Origin of the sequence: Dyadobacter subterraneus (genome assembly GCF_015221875.1) — a bacterium.
In the GTDB taxonomy this organism is placed as follows: Bacteria; Bacteroidota; Bacteroidia; order Cytophagales; family Spirosomataceae; genus Dyadobacter; species Dyadobacter subterraneus.
In genome coordinates this window covers 53,280-75,880 of the sequence record NZ_JACYGY010000001.1, presented here as the reverse complement: position 1 = coordinate 75,880, position 22,601 = coordinate 53,280, and the positions used below count along the sequence as shown (strand labels likewise).

The 22,601-nt window shown below is 39.0% G+C and carries 22 protein-coding genes; 7 read left to right on the top strand and 15 right to left on the bottom strand.

Annotation, left to right across the window (positions count from 1 at the left end; genetic code table 11):
* From IEE83_RS00315 to IEE83_RS00275, 9 genes are all read right to left on the bottom strand, one after another.
* Window positions 1–345: a heavy-metal-associated domain-containing protein gene (locus IEE83_RS00315; RefSeq protein WP_194118656.1), complete on the bottom strand. Its 345-nt coding sequence runs from the start codon at window positions 343–345 to the stop codon at window positions 1–3.
* A gap of 31 nt (window positions 346–376) precedes the next feature.
* Window positions 377–637, bottom strand: a complete 261-nt coding sequence (locus IEE83_RS00310; protein WP_194118655.1) for a heavy metal-binding domain-containing protein — start codon at window positions 635–637, stop codon at window positions 377–379.
* A 32-nt stretch (window positions 638–669) separates the two neighbouring features.
* Window positions 670–1,251: a helix-turn-helix domain-containing protein gene (locus IEE83_RS00305; protein WP_194118654.1), complete on the bottom strand. Its 582-nt coding sequence runs from the start codon at window positions 1,249–1,251 to the stop codon at window positions 670–672.
* A 61-nt stretch (window positions 1,252–1,312) separates the two neighbouring features.
* A complete protein-coding gene (locus IEE83_RS00300; RefSeq protein ID WP_194118653.1) occupies window positions 1,313–3,547 on the bottom strand; it encodes a TonB-dependent receptor in 2,235 nt (744 codons plus the stop codon).
* A gap of 85 nt (window positions 3,548–3,632) precedes the next feature.
* Window positions 3,633–4,097, bottom strand: a complete 465-nt coding sequence (locus IEE83_RS00295; RefSeq protein ID WP_194118652.1) for an HYC_CC_PP family protein — start codon at window positions 4,095–4,097, stop codon at window positions 3,633–3,635.
* 50 nt (window positions 4,098–4,147) lie between these two features.
* Window positions 4,148–4,357 (bottom strand): heavy-metal-associated domain-containing protein, encoded by a 210-nt coding sequence (locus IEE83_RS00290; protein WP_137344068.1) that lies wholly within the window; start codon window positions 4,355–4,357, stop codon window positions 4,148–4,150.
* A gap of 137 nt (window positions 4,358–4,494) precedes the next feature.
* The gene (locus IEE83_RS00285; RefSeq protein ID WP_194118651.1) at window positions 4,495–5,082 is read right to left on the bottom strand and encodes a Uma2 family endonuclease; all 588 of its coding nucleotides are present in this window, start codon (window positions 5,080–5,082) and stop codon (window positions 4,495–4,497) included.
* 129 nt (window positions 5,083–5,211) lie between these two features.
* Window positions 5,212–7,449 (bottom strand): heavy metal translocating P-type ATPase, encoded by a 2,238-nt coding sequence (locus IEE83_RS00280; RefSeq protein WP_194118650.1) that lies wholly within the window; start codon window positions 7,447–7,449, stop codon window positions 5,212–5,214.
* A gap of 87 nt (window positions 7,450–7,536) precedes the next feature.
* Window positions 7,537–7,875 (bottom strand): tRNA-binding protein, encoded by a 339-nt coding sequence (locus tag IEE83_RS00275; RefSeq protein WP_194118649.1) that lies wholly within the window; start codon window positions 7,873–7,875, stop codon window positions 7,537–7,539.
* A 102-nt stretch (window positions 7,876–7,977) separates the two neighbouring features.
* Between IEE83_RS00275 and IEE83_RS00270 the strand changes: the two genes are divergently transcribed.
* Window positions 7,978–9,081: a lactonase family protein gene (locus IEE83_RS00270; RefSeq protein ID WP_194118648.1), complete on the top strand. Its 1,104-nt coding sequence runs from the start codon at window positions 7,978–7,980 to the stop codon at window positions 9,079–9,081.
* Between the two features lie 65 nt (window positions 9,082–9,146).
* Here IEE83_RS00270 and IEE83_RS00265 read toward each other — a convergent pair whose 3' ends face one another.
* On the bottom strand, window positions 9,147–10,556 hold the full coding sequence (locus IEE83_RS00265; RefSeq protein ID WP_194118647.1) for a TlpA family protein disulfide reductase: 1,410 nt from the start codon (window positions 10,554–10,556) through the stop codon (window positions 9,147–9,149).
* A gap of 106 nt (window positions 10,557–10,662) precedes the next feature.
* Here IEE83_RS00265 and IEE83_RS00260 point away from each other — a divergent pair, with 106 nt between their 5' ends.
* On the top strand, window positions 10,663–11,436 hold the full coding sequence (locus tag IEE83_RS00260; protein WP_194118646.1) for a YdcF family protein: 774 nt from the start codon (window positions 10,663–10,665) through the stop codon (window positions 11,434–11,436).
* 100 nt (window positions 11,437–11,536) lie between these two features.
* On the opposite strand, the gene pfkA is transcribed toward IEE83_RS00260, so the two are convergent.
* Window positions 11,537–12,511, bottom strand: a complete 975-nt coding sequence (gene pfkA / locus IEE83_RS00255; RefSeq protein ID WP_194118645.1) for a 6-phosphofructokinase — start codon at window positions 12,509–12,511, stop codon at window positions 11,537–11,539.
* Between the two features lie 318 nt (window positions 12,512–12,829).
* Here pfkA and IEE83_RS00250 point away from each other — a divergent pair, with 318 nt between their 5' ends.
* A complete protein-coding gene (locus IEE83_RS00250; RefSeq protein ID WP_194118644.1) occupies window positions 12,830–15,307 on the top strand; it encodes a hypothetical protein in 2,478 nt (825 codons plus the stop codon).
* A gap of 94 nt (window positions 15,308–15,401) precedes the next feature.
* Here IEE83_RS00250 and IEE83_RS00245 read toward each other — a convergent pair whose 3' ends face one another.
* Together IEE83_RS00245 and IEE83_RS00240 are read right to left on the bottom strand one after the other, a co-directional pair.
* Complete coding sequence (locus IEE83_RS00245; RefSeq protein ID WP_194118643.1) at window positions 15,402–16,259, bottom strand: prephenate dehydrogenase; 858 nt, start codon at window positions 16,257–16,259, stop codon at window positions 15,402–15,404.
* Between the two features lie 63 nt (window positions 16,260–16,322).
* Window positions 16,323–17,480: a pyridoxal phosphate-dependent aminotransferase gene (locus IEE83_RS00240; protein WP_194118642.1), complete on the bottom strand. Its 1,158-nt coding sequence runs from the start codon at window positions 17,478–17,480 to the stop codon at window positions 16,323–16,325.
* Between the two features lie 334 nt (window positions 17,481–17,814).
* On the opposite strand from IEE83_RS00240, the gene modA reads away from it, so the two are divergent.
* From modA to IEE83_RS00220, 4 genes are all read left to right on the top strand, one after another.
* Window positions 17,815–18,567 (top strand): molybdate ABC transporter substrate-binding protein, encoded by a 753-nt coding sequence (gene modA, locus IEE83_RS00235; RefSeq protein ID WP_194118641.1) that lies wholly within the window; start codon window positions 17,815–17,817, stop codon window positions 18,565–18,567.
* A 62-nt stretch (window positions 18,568–18,629) separates the two neighbouring features.
* A complete protein-coding gene (gene modB / locus IEE83_RS00230) occupies window positions 18,630–19,304 on the top strand; it encodes a molybdate ABC transporter permease subunit (protein ID WP_194118640.1) in 675 nt (224 codons plus the stop codon).
* The gene (locus IEE83_RS00225) at window positions 19,285–20,175 is read left to right on the top strand and encodes an ABC transporter ATP-binding protein (RefSeq protein ID WP_194118639.1); all 891 of its coding nucleotides are present in this window, start codon (window positions 19,285–19,287) and stop codon (window positions 20,173–20,175) included. Before modB ends, IEE83_RS00225 begins: the two co-directional genes overlap by 20 nt.
* 88 nt (window positions 20,176–20,263) lie before the next feature.
* Complete coding sequence (locus tag IEE83_RS00220; protein WP_194118638.1) at window positions 20,264–20,941, top strand: SGNH/GDSL hydrolase family protein; 678 nt, start codon at window positions 20,264–20,266, stop codon at window positions 20,939–20,941.
* Window positions 20,942–21,046: 105 nt separating this feature from the next.
* Here IEE83_RS00220 and IEE83_RS00215 read toward each other — a convergent pair whose 3' ends face one another.
* A complete protein-coding gene (locus IEE83_RS00215; protein ID WP_194118637.1) occupies window positions 21,047–21,946 on the bottom strand; it encodes a nucleotidyltransferase family protein in 900 nt (299 codons plus the stop codon).
* Between the two features lie 292 nt (window positions 21,947–22,238).
* Window positions 22,239–22,565, bottom strand: coding sequence for a HesB/IscA family protein (locus IEE83_RS00210; RefSeq protein ID WP_137344045.1), 327 nt, complete (start codon window positions 22,563–22,565; stop codon window positions 22,239–22,241).
* Window positions 22,566–22,601 lie beyond the last annotated feature (36 nt).

The following is a 22,601-nucleotide window of genomic DNA, read 5'->3' as shown; positions in this document are numbered from 1 at the left end:
TCAATGAGCCGCAGCAGTTTTCCGGCAGCAGCTTGGCAATTTATCGTGTGCTTTTTGATTGGCAACTGACAAATCCGCGTCATATCCTGTGTTATTGATGGTGGCTTTAATTGCTTCTTCCGTCGTTTTATCAGGATTATATTTAACCGTTACCACCTTATCTGACAAATCCAGATTTGATTCTTTAACTCCTTTTGATAAACCAAGGTTACGTTCAATACGCGCCTTACACATTTCACAAATCGCAGAAGTTTTGAACTTTACTTCTTTGTCTTTGCCATCAGCGTTGACAAAATTTACACTTAAAAAAAGTGCTGCTACGAATAAAAAAACTGTCTTTTTCATGATTTTGTTTTGATTAATAGTAAGTGAAAAATTAATGTTTGTGAGCCGTAGAATCTGTTTCTACAAAAGCAACTTCCTGTAAATCCATTTTACAAATCGGACATTTTCCAGCCTGTGCATAAGTTTTTTCTCCCTCACATTGCATTGGACAAGCGTATTTTTTTGCGGCGGTACTATCCGCTGAAACTGTTTCGGCCACAGCTGGTTGTTCTGTTGTTTCCTTGGCTTTTTCCTGATTTCCTGAACACGCGAAAAGTAACGCTAATGGTAAAGCAAAAAGAAATTTTCTCATTGTATATTTTAGATTTATATGGACTATATAGTTTAAATTTTCGAAACTCCTACCCGATCCAGTGATTTTCTTGGAAGGGAATTTCCTTTTTTAAATTCTCCGGGTGTCATCCCGGTTACTTTTTTGAACTGATTACTTAAATGCGCAGCACTGCTGTAAGACAATCGCCAGGCCATTTCGCTAAGACTTAATTCATTATAAGAAAGCCATTCTTTCACCTTCTCCACTTTTTGCGCAATGATATACTGTTCAATGGTTTGTCCGGTTTCAGAGGAAAACAGACTGCTCAAATATGAATATTCGTACCCTGTTTTTTGAGAAAGATAATCTGAAAAATTAACGGCTGCCGGTTTATGCCCTTTCAAATATTGCACTTCTTCGATAATCAGCGTTTTTATGTTTTCTGCCAAAGCAGCACGCTTATCGTCCAATAATTCAAATCCATTTGATTCAAGCGTTCTCTTAACTTGAATTAATTTTTCAGCGCTCAGTTCAGATTTTGTTTCAATTTCTCCCAATTCAATATGGTTTAACTTGATATCCAGTTTGTCAAGTTCTTCTCTGACAACCTTGATACAGCGATCGCAAACCATATTTTTGATGAATAACCTCATTTTTAATTGTTAATTATTAATTGTTAAGGGTTAATTGGCCGGTGATTTGAGATTTCATTTTTCAGCGGATGATTTTGTATCTGATGCCGGCGTAGATCATTCTTCCAACCACTGGTCCCCAGGCCATTCCTGCGTCGAATTGCTTTCCGAAAGGATCGTTTGCCGCGTAAATCGGGTTTTTCTGGCGGAAATTATTTAGATTTTCACCACCCAGGTATATATCCCATTTTGGAAAAGTCCTTGTGATCTGTGCATTGACGTTGAAATATGAAGGTGCCTCAGTTGACATAAAAGATGAATTATCACCATGGCCTAACATCCCGTACATCGGATCCATATTTGGTAAACGGCGTTTTCCGTTCCATTGAACCGTCGCATCAAATTTCCATTTATCATAAGGTAAAGCATAACCGGCGTTGAACACAACCCGATCACGACTTACCAGCATTTTTGGAAGCAGTATGTTTTCATTGTTCAATCCATAAACTGTTTGTTTTACATCAAATAAACGGTAAGCCAGCTTAAAATCCAGTCGTTTTCTTGGTGTCAGATTAACCTCAGCCTGAAAACTGTTGGCGTATGCTTTTCCTTTCAAATTGTAAAAACGGATATATTTTGGATTTTCAAAATCAGCTACGAGCTGATTTTGAAAATTGGTTCTATAAAAATCTGTCACAAATGTTCCCTGCATATCCCCGATTTTGAATTCCTGCGTCAGACTTGCACCGTAATTCCAGGAAACTTCGGGGCGTAGTTTTTCAAGAAAAACAACCTGGCGCGAACTAACAAGATTTCCATAATATTCCGCTAACGGATTCGCTACCCGGAAACCTCTGCCCGCCGATGCCCGTAACGTTGTGTTACCTGTCAGACTGTATTTCATATGCAAACGAGGCGTAAATTGTGTTCCGTAAAGGTTATGAAAATCGACTCGTGAGCCGGCAACCAGCACAAATTTATCGAGATTATTATAGGTGTATTCAACAAAAACGCCCGGCACAGATTCCCTTCTCAGTAAAGTTGTGTCTTTGTATTTTTCGTTATAATTATCAAGCATATAACTAACGCCTGCTTTATAAGAATGATTCGTACTACCCAGAATCGACTGGTAAATCAGATTTCCATACAAAGTTTCCTGGCGACCGTTGTAATTTGTCAGGCCAAAATAGGATTTGGAATCATGAAGTGAAGCATTGACGATTAAGCCTAAACCTTTGTATGGTTTTTCTGGATAAAGCCGGGCTATTTTGGAAAAAAATTCATACCGATTCACATTTGCACCAAAACCATATGCCTGCGTTGTTCCTTTCATTTCTTCCCGAAAATCGGTTTGTCCACCTAACCTGTCTTCATGCAGTGCTTTCAAGCCCAACTGAACCATCGTTCTTTCACTCTGATATTTCCAGCGGTTAATTACATTATATTGATTATAAAGCGGCAAATCCAGAAATCCGTCGCCATTTTTATCAATTCTGTTTCTCAATGTGCTGGCGTGCGTCAATAATCCTGTGCTCCATTTGTCAGATAATTTGGTTGCAACATTCAGGTTCATTTCTGCGCGTCCAAAATTGTTGACGTATGTATTAAAATAAAGTTTTTCGCGTGTATCCGGTTTTTGCAGCTCCACATTAATTTGTCCGGTCATGGATTCGTAACCATTTACCACCGAGCCCGCACCTTTTCCTACGTCGATGGATTGAATCCACGCTCCGGGAACAAAATTCATCCCAAAAGTGGAAGCCAGACCACGAATCGTTGGAATATTTTCAATGTTGGTTTGAATATAGGTTCCATTCAAACCTAACATCTGAATTTGTTTTGCGCCCGTCACCGCGTCACTGTAAGAAACAGAAACGGAGGCATTTGTTTCAAAACTTTCGGAAAGATTACAGCAGGCCGCTTTTGCCAAAGCACGGGTTGTGATGATTTCGGTTTGATGCGGGGATAATCTGTCAATGGTTGAAGAACCAGCTTTCACAACGACTTCATTCAAAGTCTGGTCGCTTTTCAAAACCACTTCCAATTCACTTTCAGCACCGATTTTGACTGTATCATTTTTAAAACCGACAAAACTGATCACCAGTTTATTGGATTGCGTAATACGTGGAATTGAGAATTTTCCGCTTGTATCCGTTGCAGAAGATTGCGAAGTTCCGGCCCAGTAAACATTAGCACCGGTAAGCGGTTTTAATTTTTTCTCCCCCGTCAACTGCTCGAAAACTTTCCCGGTTATTCGTTGCGCAAAGGAAAATTGCACACATAGAAGCAGAATTGCTCCAATTAAATATCTTTTCATTATTGACTAAATCACGATGTAAGAAAAACCAATGTTTCATCTCAAAAAATGAGACATAAACATTAAAAATCTCGTAGCCAGTGACTTATATCAAAAAAGACTGTACAAAAGAGAGCATACTTCTCCCATGAAAGAGCGAGGAGAATGATATGGCTTGAAGTGAAGTGTTTGCAGGTTGAGAAACCCATTCCTGCATAAGAAATACGAAAGATTGTACAGACCAAAGATCGCCGTCAGCAACCATTTTCAGGGCTTTGGCGTGCATTTGAGCAAGTGATGATACAACATCAACTTTTTCAAATTTCTGCTGATCCTTACAGCATTCTGTCTTTTTGAAGAAATTTTTCTTTGACTCTTTTAACGCTTTACTTTTAGCGCAACAGGAAGAAACTACTTTTTCCTTACAGGAATCAGCCTTTTTTTCTTTAACAAATTTCATAGTCATCCCCTGCATCAGACACTGATGCTCCGTCAGTCCGAATCCTGTGCTGCTTACCAGCACCAGAACGGCCATCAGAATGGTTATGGATCTATGAAGTTTGTTTTTCATTTTTAGCTTTTACTAATCAGCCAGATTTACGATGGCAAAGTTATTAATAATCAGGCAATTTCCGTTGCCAGGTAACCTGCCTTTTTCACAACATCAGCAACTTCTTCCGCTGATTTATCAGTTTCAACGGATAAAATACGATCCGGGCTTTGCAAATCCACAGCCCATTTTTCTATTCCGTTTTCAGTTGTTAAAAAAGGAGTAACGGCGGCAATGCAGCCTCCGCATTTTATATTGGTTTTAAATTTTATCGTTTCCATTGAATGAAATGCTATTTGACAGAGATCCTTTATTTTTCTCTTTGCAAAGATCGGCATGAAAGATTTAAAAGTATTACAGAATTTGGAGTTGGTATTGTATAGTTATTGGTTTTTGGGAAGATTATATATCAAGTGTTTCAGAAACCAGGAAACTCATTTCCCGTCAGCTCAACTTTATTATATATGTCTTCCAACAAAATGACACAATCCCCAATGACAACTTTTTCATCATCGTTTTTATACATATGACTTAACCATTCAGCATCACTTAACTTTTTATTTACCTCAACTTTCTTCTGTTTCGAAGATACCAATACGTATTCTCTGAAAGAAGGAATTGTTTTATAACAATCAAATTTTTCCGAGCGATCATAATCCATCGTGGAATCCGACAAAACTTCAATGATTATTTCAGGATTTTCAAGCGCGTTTAATCCCTGTGGAGATTTCTCATAAGCAGGTCTGTCGCATACAATCACTAAATCCGGAAAAGTATATCGATCACATTCTTCAATTTTTATTAACTGATCACTTGTGAAAACAATACACCCTTTTCTTTTGAGACAATGAACTAATTCACCAATTAAATTCGCTGCTATTATATTATGCGCTGGTTGCGCCCCGGCCATAGCAAGAATCTCTCCTCCATGATATTCGAGTTTTACGTCAGATTTTACCAATAAGTCAAAATATTCTTCGTGCGTCACCTTTGTAATTGTTTGCATAAATGAAATTTGGTAGTGTGTGGATTACCAAATTTAACTTATTATCGAGTTAGCAGCAATTGAAAAAATGCTTTAATCAATATTTGAATAATCACTTAACTTTTCATTGACGACCAAATTTCCAGATGATTACAATTTCAACCCACGCAATCTCAAACTATTCGTCACAACAGAAACCGAACTCAGTGCCATAGCCGCTCCTGCAATCATCGGATTTAACAAAAATCCATTAATCGGATATAAAATTCCAGCCGCAATTGGTATTCCAATCAGGTTATAAATGAACGCCCAGAAAAGATTTTGTTTGATCGTTGCCACCGTTTTTCTGGAAAGTTGCAACGCCTTTGGCAAAACCATCAGATCAGAAGTGATCAGCGTCATTTTCGCGACATCCATGGCTATATCCGATCCTTTTCCCATCGCTATACTGACGTCCGCCTGCACCAATGCCTGAGAATCATTAACGCCGTCTCCAACCATCGCAACGATTTTTCCTTCTGATTGCAGTTTTTGTATAAATTGCATTTTGTCATCCGGTTTTACTTCTGCCAGGTAATTTTTTATGCCAACCTGTTTCGCAACAGCCGCCGCAGTTTGTTCATTATCACCCGTCAGCATATAAACTTCAATGCCTTGTTCCTGCAATTTTTGAACAGCTTCGGCTGAGGTGGATTTCAACTGATCTGCAATTGAAATTAATGCAATTTGAACTTGGTTTAAACTTACTCCGATTACAGTTTGTGCAGCGTTCCGTTGAATTTCTGCAAATTTTTGCAATTCAAGATTCAACACGGCTCCTTCTTTTTCCAGAAAAGAAAGTGTTCCAATTATATAATTTTCTCCATTAACATTTCCTTTTACTCCATTTCCTGTAACGGATTCAAATTTTTCAATTTTACCATTATGATTTGTATTAACAAATTTCACAACCGCCTGTGCTAATGGATGTTCTGAACGAGATTCAAGCAACCCGATTGCAGCAGCATGCTGTTCCTGGTTTTGAATATTTCCCGCCCACTCCCAGTTTGTAACTTCCGGATGTCCTTGTGTTAAAGTTCCGGTTTTATCCAAAACAACTACATTGACTTCTTTTGCTTTTTCAAGACTTTCGGCGTCACGGATCAATATATTATTTTCTGCTCCTTTTCCTACGCCTACCATAATCGCTGTCGGAGTTGCGAGTCCAAGTGCACACGGACAGGCAATAACCAAAACAGATACCGAAGCCAGAAGTGCTTGCGTCAGTGCATTTTCTCCGCCAAAAAACATCCAGACGCAAAATGTCATCACTGCAATTCCGATTACTACCGGCACAAAAATCCCTGCTATTTTATCAACCAAACGTTGCACAGGAGCTTTACTTCCCTGCGCTGCCTGAACGGTTTTTATGATTTGAGCCAGAACCGTATTTTTACCAATTTTTTCAGCCGAAAAAGTAAAACTTCCCTGCTGATTAATTGTTCCTGCGAAAACCTGTGAGTCTGTCATTTTTTCAGCTGGGATCGGTTCTCCGGTCATCAGACTTTCATCAACAAAAGAATTTCCACTGATCACTTTTCCGTCAACCGGAATTTTTTCACCTGACCGGATAATGATTTCGTCATGCAGCTGGACGTCCTTAACCGAAATTTCAATTTCCTTTTGATCACGAATTACTTTTACCGTTTTTGGTTGTAATCCAATTAACTTTTTTAGTGCATCAGAAGTATTTGTTTTGGCTTTTTCTTCGAGTAGTTTTCCTAGCAAAATAAAGAAAATAATGACCGTTGCCGCTTCAAAATATACATGTGGATGAACGCCGCGTGAATGCCAGAATTGTGGATTTAAAGTATTAAAAGCGCTGAAAAGAAATGCAATCCCTGTACTTAATGCGACCAGCGTATCCATGTTCGACTTTCCATGTCTTGCCTGTTTGAAGGCATTGACAAAAAAATCTTTTCCGAAAATAAATAAAACCGGAATGGTTAAGGCCATCATAACGTAATTACCGTAAGGCAAATCCATAAAAAACATTCCGATTATGACTACTGGGACAGCCAATATTCCGGTAAGCATTGTTTTTCTTTTCAGGTCATTATAATGTTCAAGCTGGATTTTCTCCTGCTCGGCAATCGCTTCGTCATCGTCGTCATTAATGATAAAGCCATATCCAATACTTTCTAAAACTTTGTCTAGCGTTTCCAGATTGGTTGCCTTTGGATCAAATTCTACGAAAGCGGACTGGTTAGCATAATTCACGCCGGCATTTTCCACACCGGAAGTATTTTTCAACATCGATTCCACACTCACCGCACAAGCTGCACAGGACATGCCTGTAACCGGGACTGTAACTTTTTTTGTATTGATAACTTTATGATCAGCTTCCATGGTTTCTAATTCTTTGATACAAAGTTAACTCATCCTGAAACCGTTAACATTACAGAATTAAGGCTGAGACTTGCAAGATTCCCCTGATCAGGCAAGACGAGTTCCATTGGGCAAAACTTTATCCGGACAAGCCAGAATAACTTCTCCGTCTGACAAAATAAAACCTGTCGTTAAAACTTCTGAGCGAAAATCAGCGATTTGTTTTATTGGAAAATTAACGACGCACAAAACCTGTTTTCCTACCAATTCCTCTTTTGTATAAAGTCTGGTAATTTGCGCCGAGCTTTGTTTGATTCCAATTTCTTCACCAAGATCAATCCAGAGTTTATAGGCTGGTTTTCGTGCTTTTGGAAAATCTTCAACACGAATTATTGTGCCTGCCCTTTGATCCACTTTTTCAAAATCCTGCCAGGTTATCGGGTCCATTTTATTTTTGAGGTTTGTTTCAATATATAATTCATTTCATCATTAAAAAGTTACAAAAAGCTGCTTTCCTGATTTAATGCTCATTTATCAAATTACAACCTTATGAGAAAATTACTAAGTCTAACGCTGATCCTCATTTTGGGCTTTTCAGCAATTTCTTTCAAAGAGAAAACGGTTTTGTTTTATATCGGAAGTCAGGATAAAACTGAAAATGCTTCCATTTCTTTGTGTGAGCTGGATCTGGCGACGGGAAAAATTACTTTGAAAGAAAATTTCAAGACAAGTCCGGGACCTGGTTATGTCAGTATTTCTCCAAACAAAAAAAATCTGTACGCGGTAACTTCTGATAATAAAATTTCTTCCTACGCTATCGGAGCTGATCAAAAACTGACTTTTCTAAACAACCAGCCTTCTGAAGGTTTAAATCCTTGTCATGTTTCCGTTGATCCTTACGGGAAAATGGCTTTTGTTTCCAATTACACAGGCGGAAGTTTTGCGGCTTATACTTTGGCAGCGGATGGAAAAGTAAATCCTGCCACTTATTCACAGCAATTTACAGGAACCGGCCCAAATGAAAAGCGTCAGGAAAAAGCACATGCGCATTTTACATCGACTACGCCAAACGGGAAATATGCCTATGTAGTTGATTTGGGAACAGATCACGTCATGAACTATGAAGTCAATACGCAGACTGGTGAATTAAAACCAAATCCAGCGCAAGCATCTTTTAACGCCAAACCAGGCTCAGGCCCAAGACATTTTGTTATTAGCCCATCCGGAAAATACATGTATTTGCTTAACGAACTTGACCTGACAGTAACAGCTTGTTCCATCAGCGAAAACGGCGTGATAACAGCGCTTAAAAGCTATCAAACTGTTCCTGCTGATTTCAAAGATCCTAGCACGAGCGCAGCAATTCATTTACATCCTAACGGAAAATTTGTATATACTTCCAACCGCGGACATAATAGTATCAGCGCTTTCCAAATCAAGGCAAATGGTGAATTGGAAAAAGTTGATGAAGTGACGCAGTCGATTAAAACACCGCGTGATTTCAATATCGATCCAACCGGAAAATATATGATTGTCGCCAATCAGGATAAAGACAATCTGGTGGTTTATGAGATCAATCCAAAAACTGGTAAACTCACATTTAAACATGAAAGTATTGCGGTGAAGCTACCCATATGCGTTGCATTTTTATAAGCTTAAAACACAGAATCCACAATAATCGAATATTGTGGATTCTGTAAATTGAAATATAATTTCTTCTACTTAGCTGATGCTAATTGTTTCTTTTTGTAATAATTAAGAAAATCATCCAGCTGCTCTACCGGCATTTTTCTTGCAATTATCTTCTTGTTTTTATCCAGAACATAAATCGTCGGTGTTGTTACCACATCATATTTTCTGTTAAAATCAATCTGGTTTAACGGATCAAAACCATTGATCATTTCATCAAGATGATAGGTAGATACAAAAGATTTCCATTCTTCCGCATTGTGCTCAGTATCAATTGCGATAACTTTTACACCGTCTGCTTTATTTTTATCGTAAAACTTTTTTAAAACAGGTGAAGCTTCCTTACAATGCCCGCAAGTGGCGGCGTAGAAAAACAATACGGTATAATTTGCATTAACTGTTTGTAAATCAACTTTTTTACCGGCCGGATCTGTAACAGCTAATGTTGGGAAAGTTTTGTTTACCAGCAAATATTTCAAAGTATTGACCTTTTCAGCAATCCGCTTTTTAGTATCTTCTGAAACGCCCATTTCGCCCGACAAATAATATTTATTGGCCATATGTACCCAAAGCGCTTCGGTTCCAACCGTTTTCGGATTTTCATATTGATTGATAATGTAAAAAACCACGTACGATTTCACTTCTTTGTTCGCAGTAGCTTTCGCCACCAGCCAATCCGTATCTTTTATTAATGAATCCGGCGTTTGCACAACAAGGTTTTTTATGTATCGGTCCAGTTTTGTTTCAAGAAAAGGCGTGCGTAAAATCCGTTCGTCAGCAAAATCGACATTGTCCCAATAATGTGACTTGTAATAATTAAAGACCCAAAGTGAATCCGTTTTTCCGTTAGCCAGTTTCGGAGCAGCGGGCACTTCCGGATCACCGGACATTTTCAATAATTTGGCTGTAAAAGTATCTCCGTTATCTTTTATAAACTTGTCGCGATAATTTTTGAACTGATCCTGCGCCTGTTTCAGTTTTACAGAAACATCGGCCGATTGTGTTTTGTTTAAATTTTCAATTTCTTTAACACGGCTTTTCAATTCTTTTTGATAAGCATAAAAAAGCTGGTTTTCCTTTGAGCCCTTCACTTCCATGGCGCCAACAAAATCTGCTGTATCAGTTGCCATTGAAAAATTGGTTTCCTTACCTGAATACACAAATTCCAGCCATCGTTGATTACCAGGCAAAAGGAGCAAATAAAGTCCGCCCGGAAGATTTGTTTTTCCTTCAAAAACCATTTTTCCGTTTCCATCTGCTTTGGCGGTGTCTTTGGCAACAAATTGTTTGTTGCTATAACTCCAATGGCCCAAAACACAGGAACTGTCTTTTAGACCCTTCAATGTTGCTTCAATATGATAACCCTGGCCGAAAGAATAAGTAACTAAACTGAGGACAAAAAAAGAAATCAAAATGGCCGTGTGCGTTCTTTTTTTCATTTGAAAATGATGTGATAATTATGAACTGTTTAATTATTAAGCTAAATCGTGGCTGAGAATACAAAATTAAACTCAAAACGCTTACATCTACCAGCTTCGTACCCAAATGTTTTATTTTCTCTCCAAAACAATTGACTTTTTGTTGATGCCTTTTAGTATAAGTCTGATACTTATTCTTTATGCCTTGATGACAAAAAATGCCCGCAGAAAAAGAATTGCGGTGATTTCTTCCTTCGCAATACTCTATTTAATTTCCAATTCATTTTTAATAAACAAAGCTTTCAACTGGTGGGAATATAAGCCCTTCAATATCAGCAAAGTTAACAAAACCTATGACGTTGGAATATTACTAACAGGAGGAATGATCAGTACGCCTGATTTGACGATAGATCATCCGAATTTTGGTCCTCATGCAGACAGATTTTTACAAGCTTATCTCCTTTATAAAAACGGCAAGATCAAAAAAATACTAATTACAGGTGCCAGCCCAAAAGACCTCGTTGACGCAGGAAAAAGTGAAGTGCAGCAAGTTTCATCCTTGCTAATTCAATGGGGTGTAAAACCTGAGGATATTCTGTTAGAGCCAAAAGCCAAAAATACCAGGGAGAATGCTGTATTTACCGAAGAGATTTTGCGGAAAAAGTTTCCCGGAAAAAATTATGTTCTGATCACTTCCTCCTTCCATTTAAGACGTGCCTTGGCTTGCTTTAAAAAAGTCGGCGTTTCTACCGATGTATTTCCAGCGGATTTTTACGGAGGCGCAGGTAGTTCGAAAATAAAAGATATGATCATTCCTGACCCGGAAGTGGTAGGATATTCGCAACCTTTGTTCCGCGAATGGGTCGGAATTATTATTTATAAAATTATGGGATATTGCTGATCACTGCCGCAAGTCAGGTAATTGTCATTTATTGCCATTGCGAGTATTGCTACAACAATCGACAACAAGTGACTATTCCTGACAACCAATCCAATATTCTCTAAACGCTTAATATTTTAACCATTCTCAACAAATCATCGCTGATTGGTTTTGGCAAGCGGATTGTATCTTCAAACGGTGTGTAAACAAGTTCATTGTTGATAATTCCAGCCATTACATTTTTTTGTCCGCCCAATAATCCTTCCAAAGCGCCAAGGCCCAAACGGCTGGCAAGGATACGATCGTAAGCTGACGGAGAACCTCCGCGCTGGGTATGTCCAAGTGTTGTTACACGGATATCCGCGTTTTCATCCACCTGCGATTTAATTTTTTCTGCTACTTCAACGGCACTTCCTGCTTCGTCACCTTCTGCCACTACAATAATCGAAGATGATTTTGAACGGCTCCAACCTTGTTTCAATGTTTCTACAACTTCTGAAAGCGGCGTCAATACTTCCGGCACCATCACCAATTCTGCGCCACCGGCAATACCTGATTGTACGGCGATATAACCTGAATCACGGCCCATTACTTCAATAAAGAAAATCCTGTCGTGAGAACTGGCTGTATCACGGATACGGTCAATCGCATCCAAAGCTGTATTTACTGCTGTATCAAAACCAATAGTATAATCGGTTCCGTATAAATCGTTATCAATTGTTCCGGGAGCTCCTACGGTAGGAATTCCATATTCGTTACCAAAGATCATAGCACCTGTAAAAGTACCATTTCCGCCGATGGCAACCATTCCTTCAATTCCGTGTGCGTTTAATGAGTCAAAAGCTTTTTTCCTTCCTTCCGGCGTCATGAATTCTTTACTCCGCGCTGATTTCAGGATCGTACCACCTCTTTGAACAATATTACTAACCGAGTGAGATTCCATTTTGTAAACATCACCGGCAATCATTCCGCTATATCCTCTTCTGATTCCAAAAACTTCTATTCCATGGTATACTGCTCCGCGCACCACAGCACGGATACAAGCGTTCATTCCGGGTGCATCTCCTCCTGAGGTGAAAACTCCAATTCTTTTCATTTATCTATCGGGTTACTACTAATCAATTCTTAATACAGTTGTGTTTCTAACTTAAGGCACAATTTCTGCAAATTTATCGGGTATTTTCTTAAATTTTACTTCCTATTTCTGATTTCTATCAAAAAAATACTAAAACAAGATTCAGATTTTACATCCCAAACATATATCAATACTTTTATATTTGCGCTCGTTAACAAAAATTTAACGTGCAAGAATAGATGTTCTTTGTGAGTATCATGAAAGAAAAGTCATATTTGTACGTATTATTGACATTATAATATCATATTTTCAAATACCCGTCGGCTTATTATTATCAAAATGAAAAATTTATTATCCTGGCAACAAATCCGGCCGCATTTTTTCGCGGTGATAGGTTTTATATTTTTGTCATTAATCTATGCATTTCCAGTCTTGGAAGGCAAAAAGCTGAATCAGCATGATGATGTACAGGCAAAAGCCGCTGCCCATGAGGTGGTGACCTATCATGAAAAAACCGGGGAATGGTCAAACTGGACCAACAGCATGTTTGCCGGAATGCCAGCCTATATGATTGCGGGTGATTATCCGACGAGCATTTCGACAAAGATGGGACAGATTGTTAATAAAATTCTACCAGCACCTGCAAATTATTTCCTCATCGGGTGCGTAAGTGCCTATATATTGTTTCTGGTAGCCGGCGCGAGCGTCTGGCTTTCAGTTTTTGGAGCCGTGGCTTTTGGTTTTGCAGCCTGGAATCTGGTAAGTCTGGAAGCAGGGCACGTTTCCAAAATGCTGGCTATTTATTACGCTCCGGGCGTTCTGGCGGGTGTGATTTTGGCTTTTAGAAAAAATTGGCTTGCCGGAGCAGCGGTTACAGCCATATTTTTATCTCTCGAACTTTATGCCAACCACGTTCAGATTACCTACTATCTGGGCATTGGAATTATCGTTTTGGTTATTATTGAAAGTTTGCCATATTTGAAAAACGGGCAGATTAAAAAACTCGCTTTCATCCTTGTTGGACTTGCTTTTGCAGCTACCGTTTCTGTGGGTACGCACACCACAAGACTCTGGAATGCATATGATTATACCAAAGAAACAATTCGCGGCAAACCGGAACTCAGTGTTTCAAATGGAGCAAAAACAAATGACAAACAAGACGGTCTGGATAAGGAATATGCATTTTCTTATAGTTACGGAATTGGTGAAACGTTAACTTTTCTTATCCCGAACGCTTACGGCGGTTCAAGTCCGGGCGCACTTTCCAATACTTCTGAAACATATAAAATACTTGTTAACCGAGGTTTAGATTCGGCAACTGCTAATAATGTTGTTCAGCAATTACCTTTATACTGGGGAGATCAGCCTATCGTAAGCGGACCGGTTTATGCAGGTGCTATTATTCTCTTCCTGTTTATTTTAGGTTTATTTATTGTTAAAAGTCCGCTAAAAAACTGGGCAGCTGGCGTTATTGTTCTTTATATTTTCTGGGCCTGGGGAAAGAATTTTGCCACATTTAATTATCTGTTCTACGATTATTTCCCAATGTTCAACAAGTTTCGGGCCGTCACGATGGTACTCGCGCTTGTACAGCTTCTGATGGTTTTTGTAGCCGTTCTGGCACTAAATACAATTGCTAAAAAAGAAATTTTGTGGAAAGATCTGCAAAAGCCATTTTTAATAAGTTTGGGTATTACGGGTGGAATTTCACTGATCCTGGCTTTGATGCCTACTGTCTTTTTCAATTTTCAGGGACTCAGCGACGCAGCAGTTGCAAATGACTATTCCCAAATGGCCAAGGATCCCGCATTTGGGCAGCAAATAGTATCAGCAATTGTACAAGACCGTGCAGGTTTGATGCGCAGTGATGCTTTCCGTAGCCTATTTTTCATTCTGGTTACAGCAGGATTAATCTGGCTTTGGATGAAAGATAAAATCAAAACAGCTTTGCTTTATCCGGTTTTGATCTTGCTAATGATCATTGACATGTTTGGTATCGACAAACGTTATTTGAACAATGCCGATTTTATTGGTAAAAGCGCATCACTTGCAGCTCTTGCACCAAGTGCAGCTGATGAGAAAATCCTAACGGATACTGATCCGGATTTTAGAGTGTATGACCTTTCAACTTCACCATTCCAAAGTGCAGCAGCATCCTATTTCCACAAATCATTGGGCGGATATCACGGTGCTAAACTGAGACGTTATCAGGAGTTGTATGAGCATCAGATGAACAAACAAAATCCCAATTTTGGGATTTTTAATATGTTGAATACCAAGTATTTTATTACGGCTGATCAACAAGGAAATAAAATTGCACAGCAAAATCCGGATGCCTTCGGACATGCGTGGTTTGTTCAGGAATATAAAATTGTCCCAAATGCTGATGCTGAAATGGCCGCATTGGATTCTTTGAAACCAAAACAGACAGCAGTAATTGACCAGCGTTTTGCTGATAAATTGACGGGATTAACACTTCGGGCAGATTCGACAGATAAGATTAGTCTGATCACTTATAAGCCAAATGAATTGATCTACGAAAGCAATTCAAAAGCAGAAGGCCTTGCTGTTTTCTCAGAAATATATTATAACGTTCGGGATGAGTGGAAAGTGACAATTGATGGCAAACCTGCGGATTTGCTTCGTGCGGATTACGTACTGCGTGCACTTCGCGTTCCTGCCGGGAAACATTCGATAACTTTTAAATTTGAACCTGTTTCGGTTGCGACAGGGAAAACGGTTGATTTGATCAGTTCACTATTATTGGTAGGATTGATTGTGGGAGCTGTTTTTGTTGAGGTGAGGAAGAAGCGTTAGAAAACAATTATTACGAGATAGCAAAAAAGTCCGGCAGATAACTGTCGGACTTTTTTGTTACCAAATTAAATATCAAGCTTGTGGAAAAAACGAATTACTTTTTCTCAATTCCACTCAAAATCCTGCCAATGTCATTTGCTTTTGACATAAAATCCAGGCTTGTTGTTAAATCTTTGCTATCAATCGCTTCCTTGAATTTCTTTAAAAATTCGATATAATCGCCAAGTGCTTTTGAGACATTGGTTTTATTCTGGTCAAAAATCGGCGCCCACATTTGCGGTGAACTTTTAGCCAGACGCACGGTTGAAGAAAATCCGGTACTGGCCATATCAAAAATTGCTTTTTCGTCACGTTCTTTTTCCAAAACAGTTAATCCCAAGGCAAAAGAACTGATGTGGCTTAGGTGTGAAACATAGGCCAAATGTAAGTCGTGCTCGACAGGCGTCATGTAGTGAATTTTCATTCCAACATCACGTAAGAAAGTATCTACGAGAGTCAAAGAATCCGGATGACTTTTTTCTTTGTCACAGATAATTACGTTTTTCCCCGGCAGCAATTCCTTGAAAGCCGCTCCCGGACCAGAATTTTCAGTTCCAGCCATTGGATGAACGGCAACAAACTGTGCACGTTTCGGATGCGCATCAGCCACTTTACAGATCAATTCTTTGGTAGAACCAAAATCCATGACGGTACGGCCTTCCGGAAGGTGATCCAATAATTTTGGAAGTAAGGCTGTGATTGCATCCACAGGAGTAGCCAAAACGTTAAGCTCAGCAGCCTGCAAAGCCTCTTCCAATGTCATGATTTCATCAACAATCCCTTTTGCAAGCGCAATTTTTTGATTAACCAGAGACTGATCAACGCCGACAAATTTGACATGCGGGTATTTTTCCCGTAGTGATAATGCGAATGAGCCGCCAAGAAGGCCAACTCCTATAATACTGATTATCATATATAAAATAAATTTCGGGTCAGAATCTCTTCCAACCCAAAATAAGATTTAGTGTTAAGAAAATTATTTTTTCAGTCTTTCAACCGCTTCCCAGATTCTTTCTTTTGGCATACAAAGAGAAAGCCGTATATAACGCTGTCCTTTGGGTCCGAAAATAAATCCGGGCGCTATGAATACATGTTTTTCTGTAAGAAGATTATTAACCATTTTTTCCGCAGATTCGACGGATTCCGGTAATTTGCCCCATAAGAACATACCTTCCTGCTTTTTGTCCCAGGTACAGCCAACAGCATTTAAAAAAGCCTCAGAAGCTTCCAAACGACCTTGATAAACAGCATTTCTCTGATCATGCCATTCCTGTGGATTTCCTAGCGCAGCAACAGCCGCTTCCTGCAACGCCCAGAACATTCCTGAATCAACATTGCTTTTTATTGTTAAAACAGCATCGATATATGGTTTCGCTCCGGCAAGCCATCCTAAACGCCAACCTGCCATATTATGCGATTTACTCATAGAATTAAGTTCTATCGCAACGTCTTTCGCTCCTTCAATCGACAATAAACTGATCGGTTCTTTTTTGTTCAAAACCAGACTATATGGATTATCGTGACAAAGCAGGATTTTATGTTTTTTGGCAAAAGCTACCGCGGCTTCGAATAATTGTTTTGTTGCAGGTGCTCCTGTTGGCATATGCGGATAGTTCAGCCACAATAATTTAGTACGCGGCGAAACCAGACTTTCCATCACTTCCCAGTCAGGCTGCCACCCATGCTCTTCGCGCAAAGGATATTCTTTTACCTTCGCACCAACCATTTGACTCACAGCACGGTAAGCCGGGTAGCCTAATTCCGGCACCAAAACTTCATCTTCCGGATCAAGAAAAGTTAAAGAAATATGTGTAATTCCCTCTTTTGAGCCGATTAATGGCAAAATTTCCGTAGCCGGATTTAGTGTTACTCCATAGGTTCTTTGATAATATTCTGCAATTGCATTCCGAAAAGCCACTGTTCCTACATACGGTTGATAACCATGTGCCTGAGGCTTTAAAGCCGCCTCTGAAAGTGTTGTAAGTGTTTGCTCAGAAGGCATCATGTCCGGATTTCCAATCCCAAGATTGATCACGTCATGTCCTTCGGCTACTAGTTTTCTTACTTCGGCCAGCTTTACTGAAAAGTAATACTCGGACGTTTGCCGGGTGCGCTGGGCAGTTTCTATTATCATTGTTTAATGCATTAATTATGATTTCCGGCTAAGCCGGTCAAAATGGGACGCAATTTACGATATTTAACCGCAATGGGCATAATGGTTTAAACATCAACCAAAAAGATTTGCGGCCGGAGCCCTGAAAGGGCGTTATATTTTAAGATAGGGCGTTGCCCTATCTTACACGACCATGTCATGAATTTGCCGAATTTTCAGAGTCGGAACCCCGGATCCCGCGATCCCGGGTATCATAGGGCGATGCCCTATGTTAAGATATGACGCCCTTTCAGGGCTAAAAATTGGTTCTAAACATTTTTTGTATCAATCCATAGTAATGCATTAATTTAGCAAAATGAACATAAAACGTATTTTCTTTCCGGTTTTGATTTTTTTGAGTGGTTGTTCCAAACCATCCGAAAAAATTATTGTGGCCACAGCGGCCAACGTGCAATATGTCATGAAAGAATTAAAAACGGAATTTGAAAAAGAAACAGGGAAAGAAATAGAAGTTGTCGTTAGCTCGTCTGGAAAATTAACCGCCCAAATACGTGAAGGAGCTCCATTTGATGTATTTGTTTCTGCCGACACAAAATATCCCGAAGAAATATTCAGCAAAGGCGGATCAGACGAAAAACCAAAAATTTACGCATACGGTACCTTAGCATTATGGTCGCTATCAATTCCGGAAAATGAATTAAATCTCAAAGTTTTAAATACTGATAAAGTAAAAAAAATAGCTGTTCCAAATCCTAAAATGGCTCCATATGGAGAAGCTGCGGTACAGGCGTTACAAAAAGAAAACTTACTAGAATCCTTAAAAAGTAAAATCGTTTACGGAGAAAGTATCGCACAAGCGGCTCAGTACATCACAACGGGATCCGTTGAAGCAGGTTTTACAGCCTTGTCCGTTATTCTGGCTCCTGAAATGAAAGGAAAAGGTCATTATCAAATTGTAGATTCAACATCTTACAAACCGATTGCCCAGGCAGCATTATTACTCCGTCACAGCGATAATTCTCCCAAAAAGGAAACAAGTCAAAAATTTTACGATTTTTTATTTTCCCAAAAAGCCAAAGCCATATTCAAAAAATACGGTTATAAATAATTTAACCCAACCGATACGAGCCACCATTCATACATTCTACCATTCACTTATTCAAAATTAAAATGGACTGGCAACCACTATGGCTCACTTTCAGGCTCGCTATCATTACCTCATGCATACTTTTTGTGCTGGCGCTTCCGTTGGCTTACTGGCTTGCTTTTACAAAATTTAAGGGAAAAGGTATCATAGAAGCAGTCATTGGAATGCCGCTTGTACTGCCACCATCGGTTTTGGGTTTTTATTTATTATTGGCATTCAGTCCGTCACATTGGTTTGGTGCGTGGGTTGAAAATATTTTGGGTTTAAGACTGGTTTTTTCATTTCCCGGTCTGGTAATAGGTTCTGTCATTTACAGTTTACCATTTATGGTTTATCCTTTACGGGCAGGTTTGCAATCACTTCCTGTTTCATTGAGAGAAGCCTCTTTTACCTTGGGAAAAGGGCGGTGGGAGACATTTTATAAAATATTATTACCCAATTGTAAATCAGCCATATTAACTTCGCTGGTACTCACTTTTGCACATACAATTGGAGAATTTGGCGTTGTTTTGATGATTGGCGGAAATATTCCCGGTGTTACGAAAGTCGCATCTGTTGCTATTTACAATGAGGTGGAAGCTTTAAATTACGACGTAGCCAATCAATATGCGCTGGTACTTTTTGCCATAACTTTTGTTATTTTACTCCTGGTATATTCCCTAAATAACCGATTCCTGCGTGTCCGACAAACTTCTTGATATTTCCATCCGGCATACATTGCAAACAGCTCATGGAATTCTTCCAATGGAGGTTTCGCTACGGGCAGAAAAGGGAAGTATTGTTGCGATAACAGGCCCTTCCGGTGCAGGAAAAACAACCTTGCTCCGACAAATTGCTGGATTAGTTATTCCTGATTTCGGGCATATTAAATTCGGAAATGTTATTTGGCAGAATACTGACAATAAAATTTTCCAATCACCACAGCTCCGCAATATTGGTTTCGTTTTTCAGGATTATGCACTTTTCCCGCATTTATCAGTACGAGAAAATTTACTATTTGCTTTAAAAAAAGGTGATAACGAAGACATAGTGGATGAGCTTTTGACATCTGTTGAACTTACACAATTGGCCGACAGAAAGCCACATCAACTTTCTGGTGGACAGCAACAACGTGTAGCATTGGCAAGAGCACTTGTCCGCAAACCGGATTTGTTATTACTCGACGAACCTCTTTCTTCGCTTGACCACAGGATGCGTCTGCACTTGCAGGAATATTTATTAAAACTTCAAAAATACCTGGGTTTTACCATGCTGATTGTCACACACGATCTTGGAGAAATATTCAGAATGGCTAATCAGGTATTCGTTTTAGAAAACGGAAAAATATCAAAACAGGGCTCTCCTTCCGAGGTTTATCTTCCTGAAAATGAAAATAATGATCAACTCGCAATTTATGGTGAGGTGCTTAGCTGTACAATTATGGATGATCATTTGATTATCAGCGCATTGATACAGCAATCTGTAAGAAAAATAAAATTGCCTCTGCACTGGCATTCAGAAATGTTGCCCGGACGATCTTTTGTTCTCAGATATTCTATGGATATTCCTCAAATTGAGCTTATCAGCTAGATTTTTCTCTTGTCAACTTATGGTTAAAAGGATTAGGGTAATTTTTTCCTTTTTGTGTCTTTTCCTACAAAACTAATCATTCAACCTCATGCGAATTTTATTTCGACTTTTACAAATTGCCCTCGTCGCATTCCCTCTTTTGGCGATGAAGCAGGATAAACCATTACGCGTAATATTTTTTGGTGATTCAATCACACAAGCTGGCGTTGGTCCAAAAGGTTATATTACGATGATGACCGAAATGCTTAAAACAAACAACCAAGGCAACAAGTATGAACTGATGGGCGCAGGAATTGGGGGCAATAAAGTCTATGATCTTTATCTCCGGATCGAAGATGATGTTTTATCAAAAAAACCTGATGTTGTTTTTATTTATATAGGAATCAACGACGTTTGGCATAAAAGTTCGTCAGGCACAGGAACGGATCCTGATAAATACGTGAAGTTTTATGAAGCAATCATTAAAAAACTGAAAGCTCAGAATATTCGTATTATCCTTTGCACGCCTACGGTGATTGGTGAGAAAAATGACAATTCAAATATGCAGGATGGTGATTTGAATCAGTATGCCAAAATCATCCGTGACATCGCATCGAGAAATAATCTTCAATTATGTGATCTTCGCAAATACTTCCAGGATTATCTTGTTCAAAACAATCCTGAAAACAAGGAAAAAGAAATTCTTACTACCGATCGTGTGCATTTGAATGAAACCGGGAATAAATTTTTGGCGGATAAAATGATGGAGGCTTTGTTAAAGAAATAAGCAGTCAAATTGAAATAGTAACAAAACAAAAGAGGTCAACTTTTAAAAAGTTGACCTCTTTTGTTAACTAAATTATATTTTCAAAACTATCTCATCTCGCTAATCTTATTCCCAAAGCTTCCCAGGATATTCCCCAGCCTCATGCAAAGCTGACAAAGAAGCCTGAACAGTTGGTTTATCCTCCGGATACGTTACCCCAAACCAGTCAGAAGCACTGCGGAAAACACGGCAGTCACCCAGACCATTTTTGATGATATAACTCATTACCGTTGGAATATAGAATTCAGCTTTTGGTGTATGCAAATTTACACGCGCATATTCTTCAAACAATTCCTTGGTAATAGGAAACATCGAAGGCTTGAAACCCCAGAAATTCATTGAAACAGGTGTTTCCGGTGCTAATTCAGTTTTGACATCTTCTTCTTCAAAATAAATTTTTCCGCCTTCTTCAAATATTTTGGTACGTTCAACTACCGACGATAAATTGTGATCTTCTCTTTCAATACAAACTCCTCTCGAAACTGTACCGTTTTCTGAAAGTGTTCTTTTTAATTCATAACCAATCATCGCATGCTGATTATCATTGGTATCAGTCCGCAAGAATTCCGCCATGGTTTCAAAAGCACCGCGACCGTAAAAATCATCTGCATTAATTACAGCAAACGGCGTATCTGTTTTATCCCATGCACATAAAGTTGCATGTCCGGTTCCCCAGGGTTTTACTCGCTCAACAGTTCCCAAATCCTCAGGTACATAAGATTGTACGCCCTGAATTGCAAAATCGTAATCAATTTTCCCTTTTAATTTTGGAGCAAACAAGGCCTCCGCTTCATCTTTTATTTCTTTACGAACGATAAATACTACTTTGCCAAAACCGCTTCGAATGGCATCATATAAGGAATAATCAATAATGGTTTCGCCATTGGGACCAAACTGGTCAAGTTGTTTTATTCCTCCATAACGGCTTCCTATGCCGGCAGCCAAAATTAAAAGCGTTGGTTTCATTTACTTAGTTGAAAATTGAAAGTTAAAATTTGAAAGTTAAAGACGGTTACGCTACAATTTTGTGTTAGTTACACACGCTATCGAAGCGGTAATTCAGGTAACAAAATTTGAATTTTGTCTTTCTGACACAATTATATCAGGAATTCCCCGGGTAACGTCTTTCCCTTGCACAAAAAAACAATAAAATAAGGAAAATATACTACTTCTGTCATTTTTTTGATTTGATACGACATAAAAAAAGCGCCGTGATAGCTCACAACGCCTTTTACTATTATCCACAAAATCTAAAAATTTATACAGCAAAACTTTCGCCACATCCACAAGTGCGGGTCGCATTCGGGTTGACAAATTGAAATCCTTTTCCGTTCAGACCGTCTGAAAAATCAAGCACTGTTCCGGCAAGGTACAATATGCTTTTTTTATCAACAATAATCTTAACGCCTTTATCTTCAAAGACCATATCCGTAGGATTTGTGTCCGAATTGAATTCAAGATTATACGTCAAACCTGAACAGCCTCCGCCTAAAACACCTACACGAATCTGATAATCTTCCTCGTGACCATCTGCCTTACGCAATTCTATGATCTTATTCTTCGCAGTATCGCTTACAGTAACCATGATCTTATAAATTTTAATGCTCTGGACTATGTAACG

Bases quoted from the DNA above. Each gene is read 5' to 3' on its own strand.
- IEE83_RS00220 (WP_194118638.1), top strand. From the start codon at position 20,264: ATGCGAATTTTATTTCGACTTTTACAAATTGCCCTCGTCGCATTCCCT.
- IEE83_RS00250 (WP_194118644.1), top strand. From the start codon at position 12,830: ATGAAAAATTTATTATCCTGGCAACAAATCCGGCCGCATTTTTTCGCG.
- IEE83_RS00275 (WP_194118649.1), bottom strand. From the start codon at position 7,875: ATGGACCCGATAACCTGGCAGGATTTTGAAAAAGTGGATCAAAGGGCA.
- IEE83_RS00260 (WP_194118646.1), top strand. From the start codon at position 10,663: ATGTTTTATTTTCTCTCCAAAACAATTGACTTTTTGTTGATGCCTTTT.
- IEE83_RS00280 (WP_194118650.1), bottom strand. From the start codon at position 7,449: ATGGAAGCTGATCATAAAGTTATCAATACAAAAAAAGTTACAGTCCCG.
- IEE83_RS00305 (WP_194118654.1), bottom strand. From the start codon at position 1,251: ATGAGGTTATTCATCAAAAATATGGTTTGCGATCGCTGTATCAAGGTT.
- IEE83_RS00290 (WP_137344068.1), bottom strand. From the start codon at position 4,357: ATGGAAACGATAAAATTTAAAACCAATATAAAATGCGGAGGCTGCATT.
- modB (WP_194118640.1), top strand. From the start codon at position 18,630: ATGGACTGGCAACCACTATGGCTCACTTTCAGGCTCGCTATCATTACC.
- IEE83_RS00215 (WP_194118637.1), bottom strand. From the start codon at position 21,946: ATGAAACCAACGCTTTTAATTTTGGCTGCCGGCATAGGAAGCCGTTAT.
- pfkA (WP_194118645.1), bottom strand. From the start codon at position 12,511: ATGAAAAGAATTGGAGTTTTCACCTCAGGAGGAGATGCACCCGGAATG.
- IEE83_RS00300 (WP_194118653.1), bottom strand. From the start codon at position 3,547: ATGAAAAGATATTTAATTGGAGCAATTCTGCTTCTATGTGTGCAATTT.
- IEE83_RS00240 (WP_194118642.1), bottom strand. From the start codon at position 17,480: ATGATAATAGAAACTGCCCAGCGCACCCGGCAAACGTCCGAGTATTAC.
- IEE83_RS00310 (WP_194118655.1), bottom strand. From the start codon at position 637: ATGAGAAAATTTCTTTTTGCTTTACCATTAGCGTTACTTTTCGCGTGT.
- IEE83_RS00265 (WP_194118647.1), bottom strand. From the start codon at position 10,556: ATGAAAAAAAGAACGCACACGGCCATTTTGATTTCTTTTTTTGTCCTC.
- IEE83_RS00270 (WP_194118648.1), top strand. From the start codon at position 7,978: ATGAGAAAATTACTAAGTCTAACGCTGATCCTCATTTTGGGCTTTTCA.
- IEE83_RS00295 (WP_194118652.1), bottom strand. From the start codon at position 4,097: ATGAAAAACAAACTTCATAGATCCATAACCATTCTGATGGCCGTTCTG.
- IEE83_RS00315 (WP_194118656.1), bottom strand. From the start codon at position 345: ATGAAAAAGACAGTTTTTTTATTCGTAGCAGCACTTTTTTTAAGTGTA.
- IEE83_RS00210 (WP_137344045.1), bottom strand. From the start codon at position 22,565: ATGGTTACTGTAAGCGATACTGCGAAGAATAAGATCATAGAATTGCGT.
- modA (WP_194118641.1), top strand. From the start codon at position 17,815: ATGAACATAAAACGTATTTTCTTTCCGGTTTTGATTTTTTTGAGTGGT.
- IEE83_RS00285 (WP_194118651.1), bottom strand. From the start codon at position 5,082: ATGCAAACAATTACAAAGGTGACGCACGAAGAATATTTTGACTTATTG.
- IEE83_RS00245 (WP_194118643.1), bottom strand. From the start codon at position 16,259: ATGATAATCAGTATTATAGGAGTTGGCCTTCTTGGCGGCTCATTCGCA.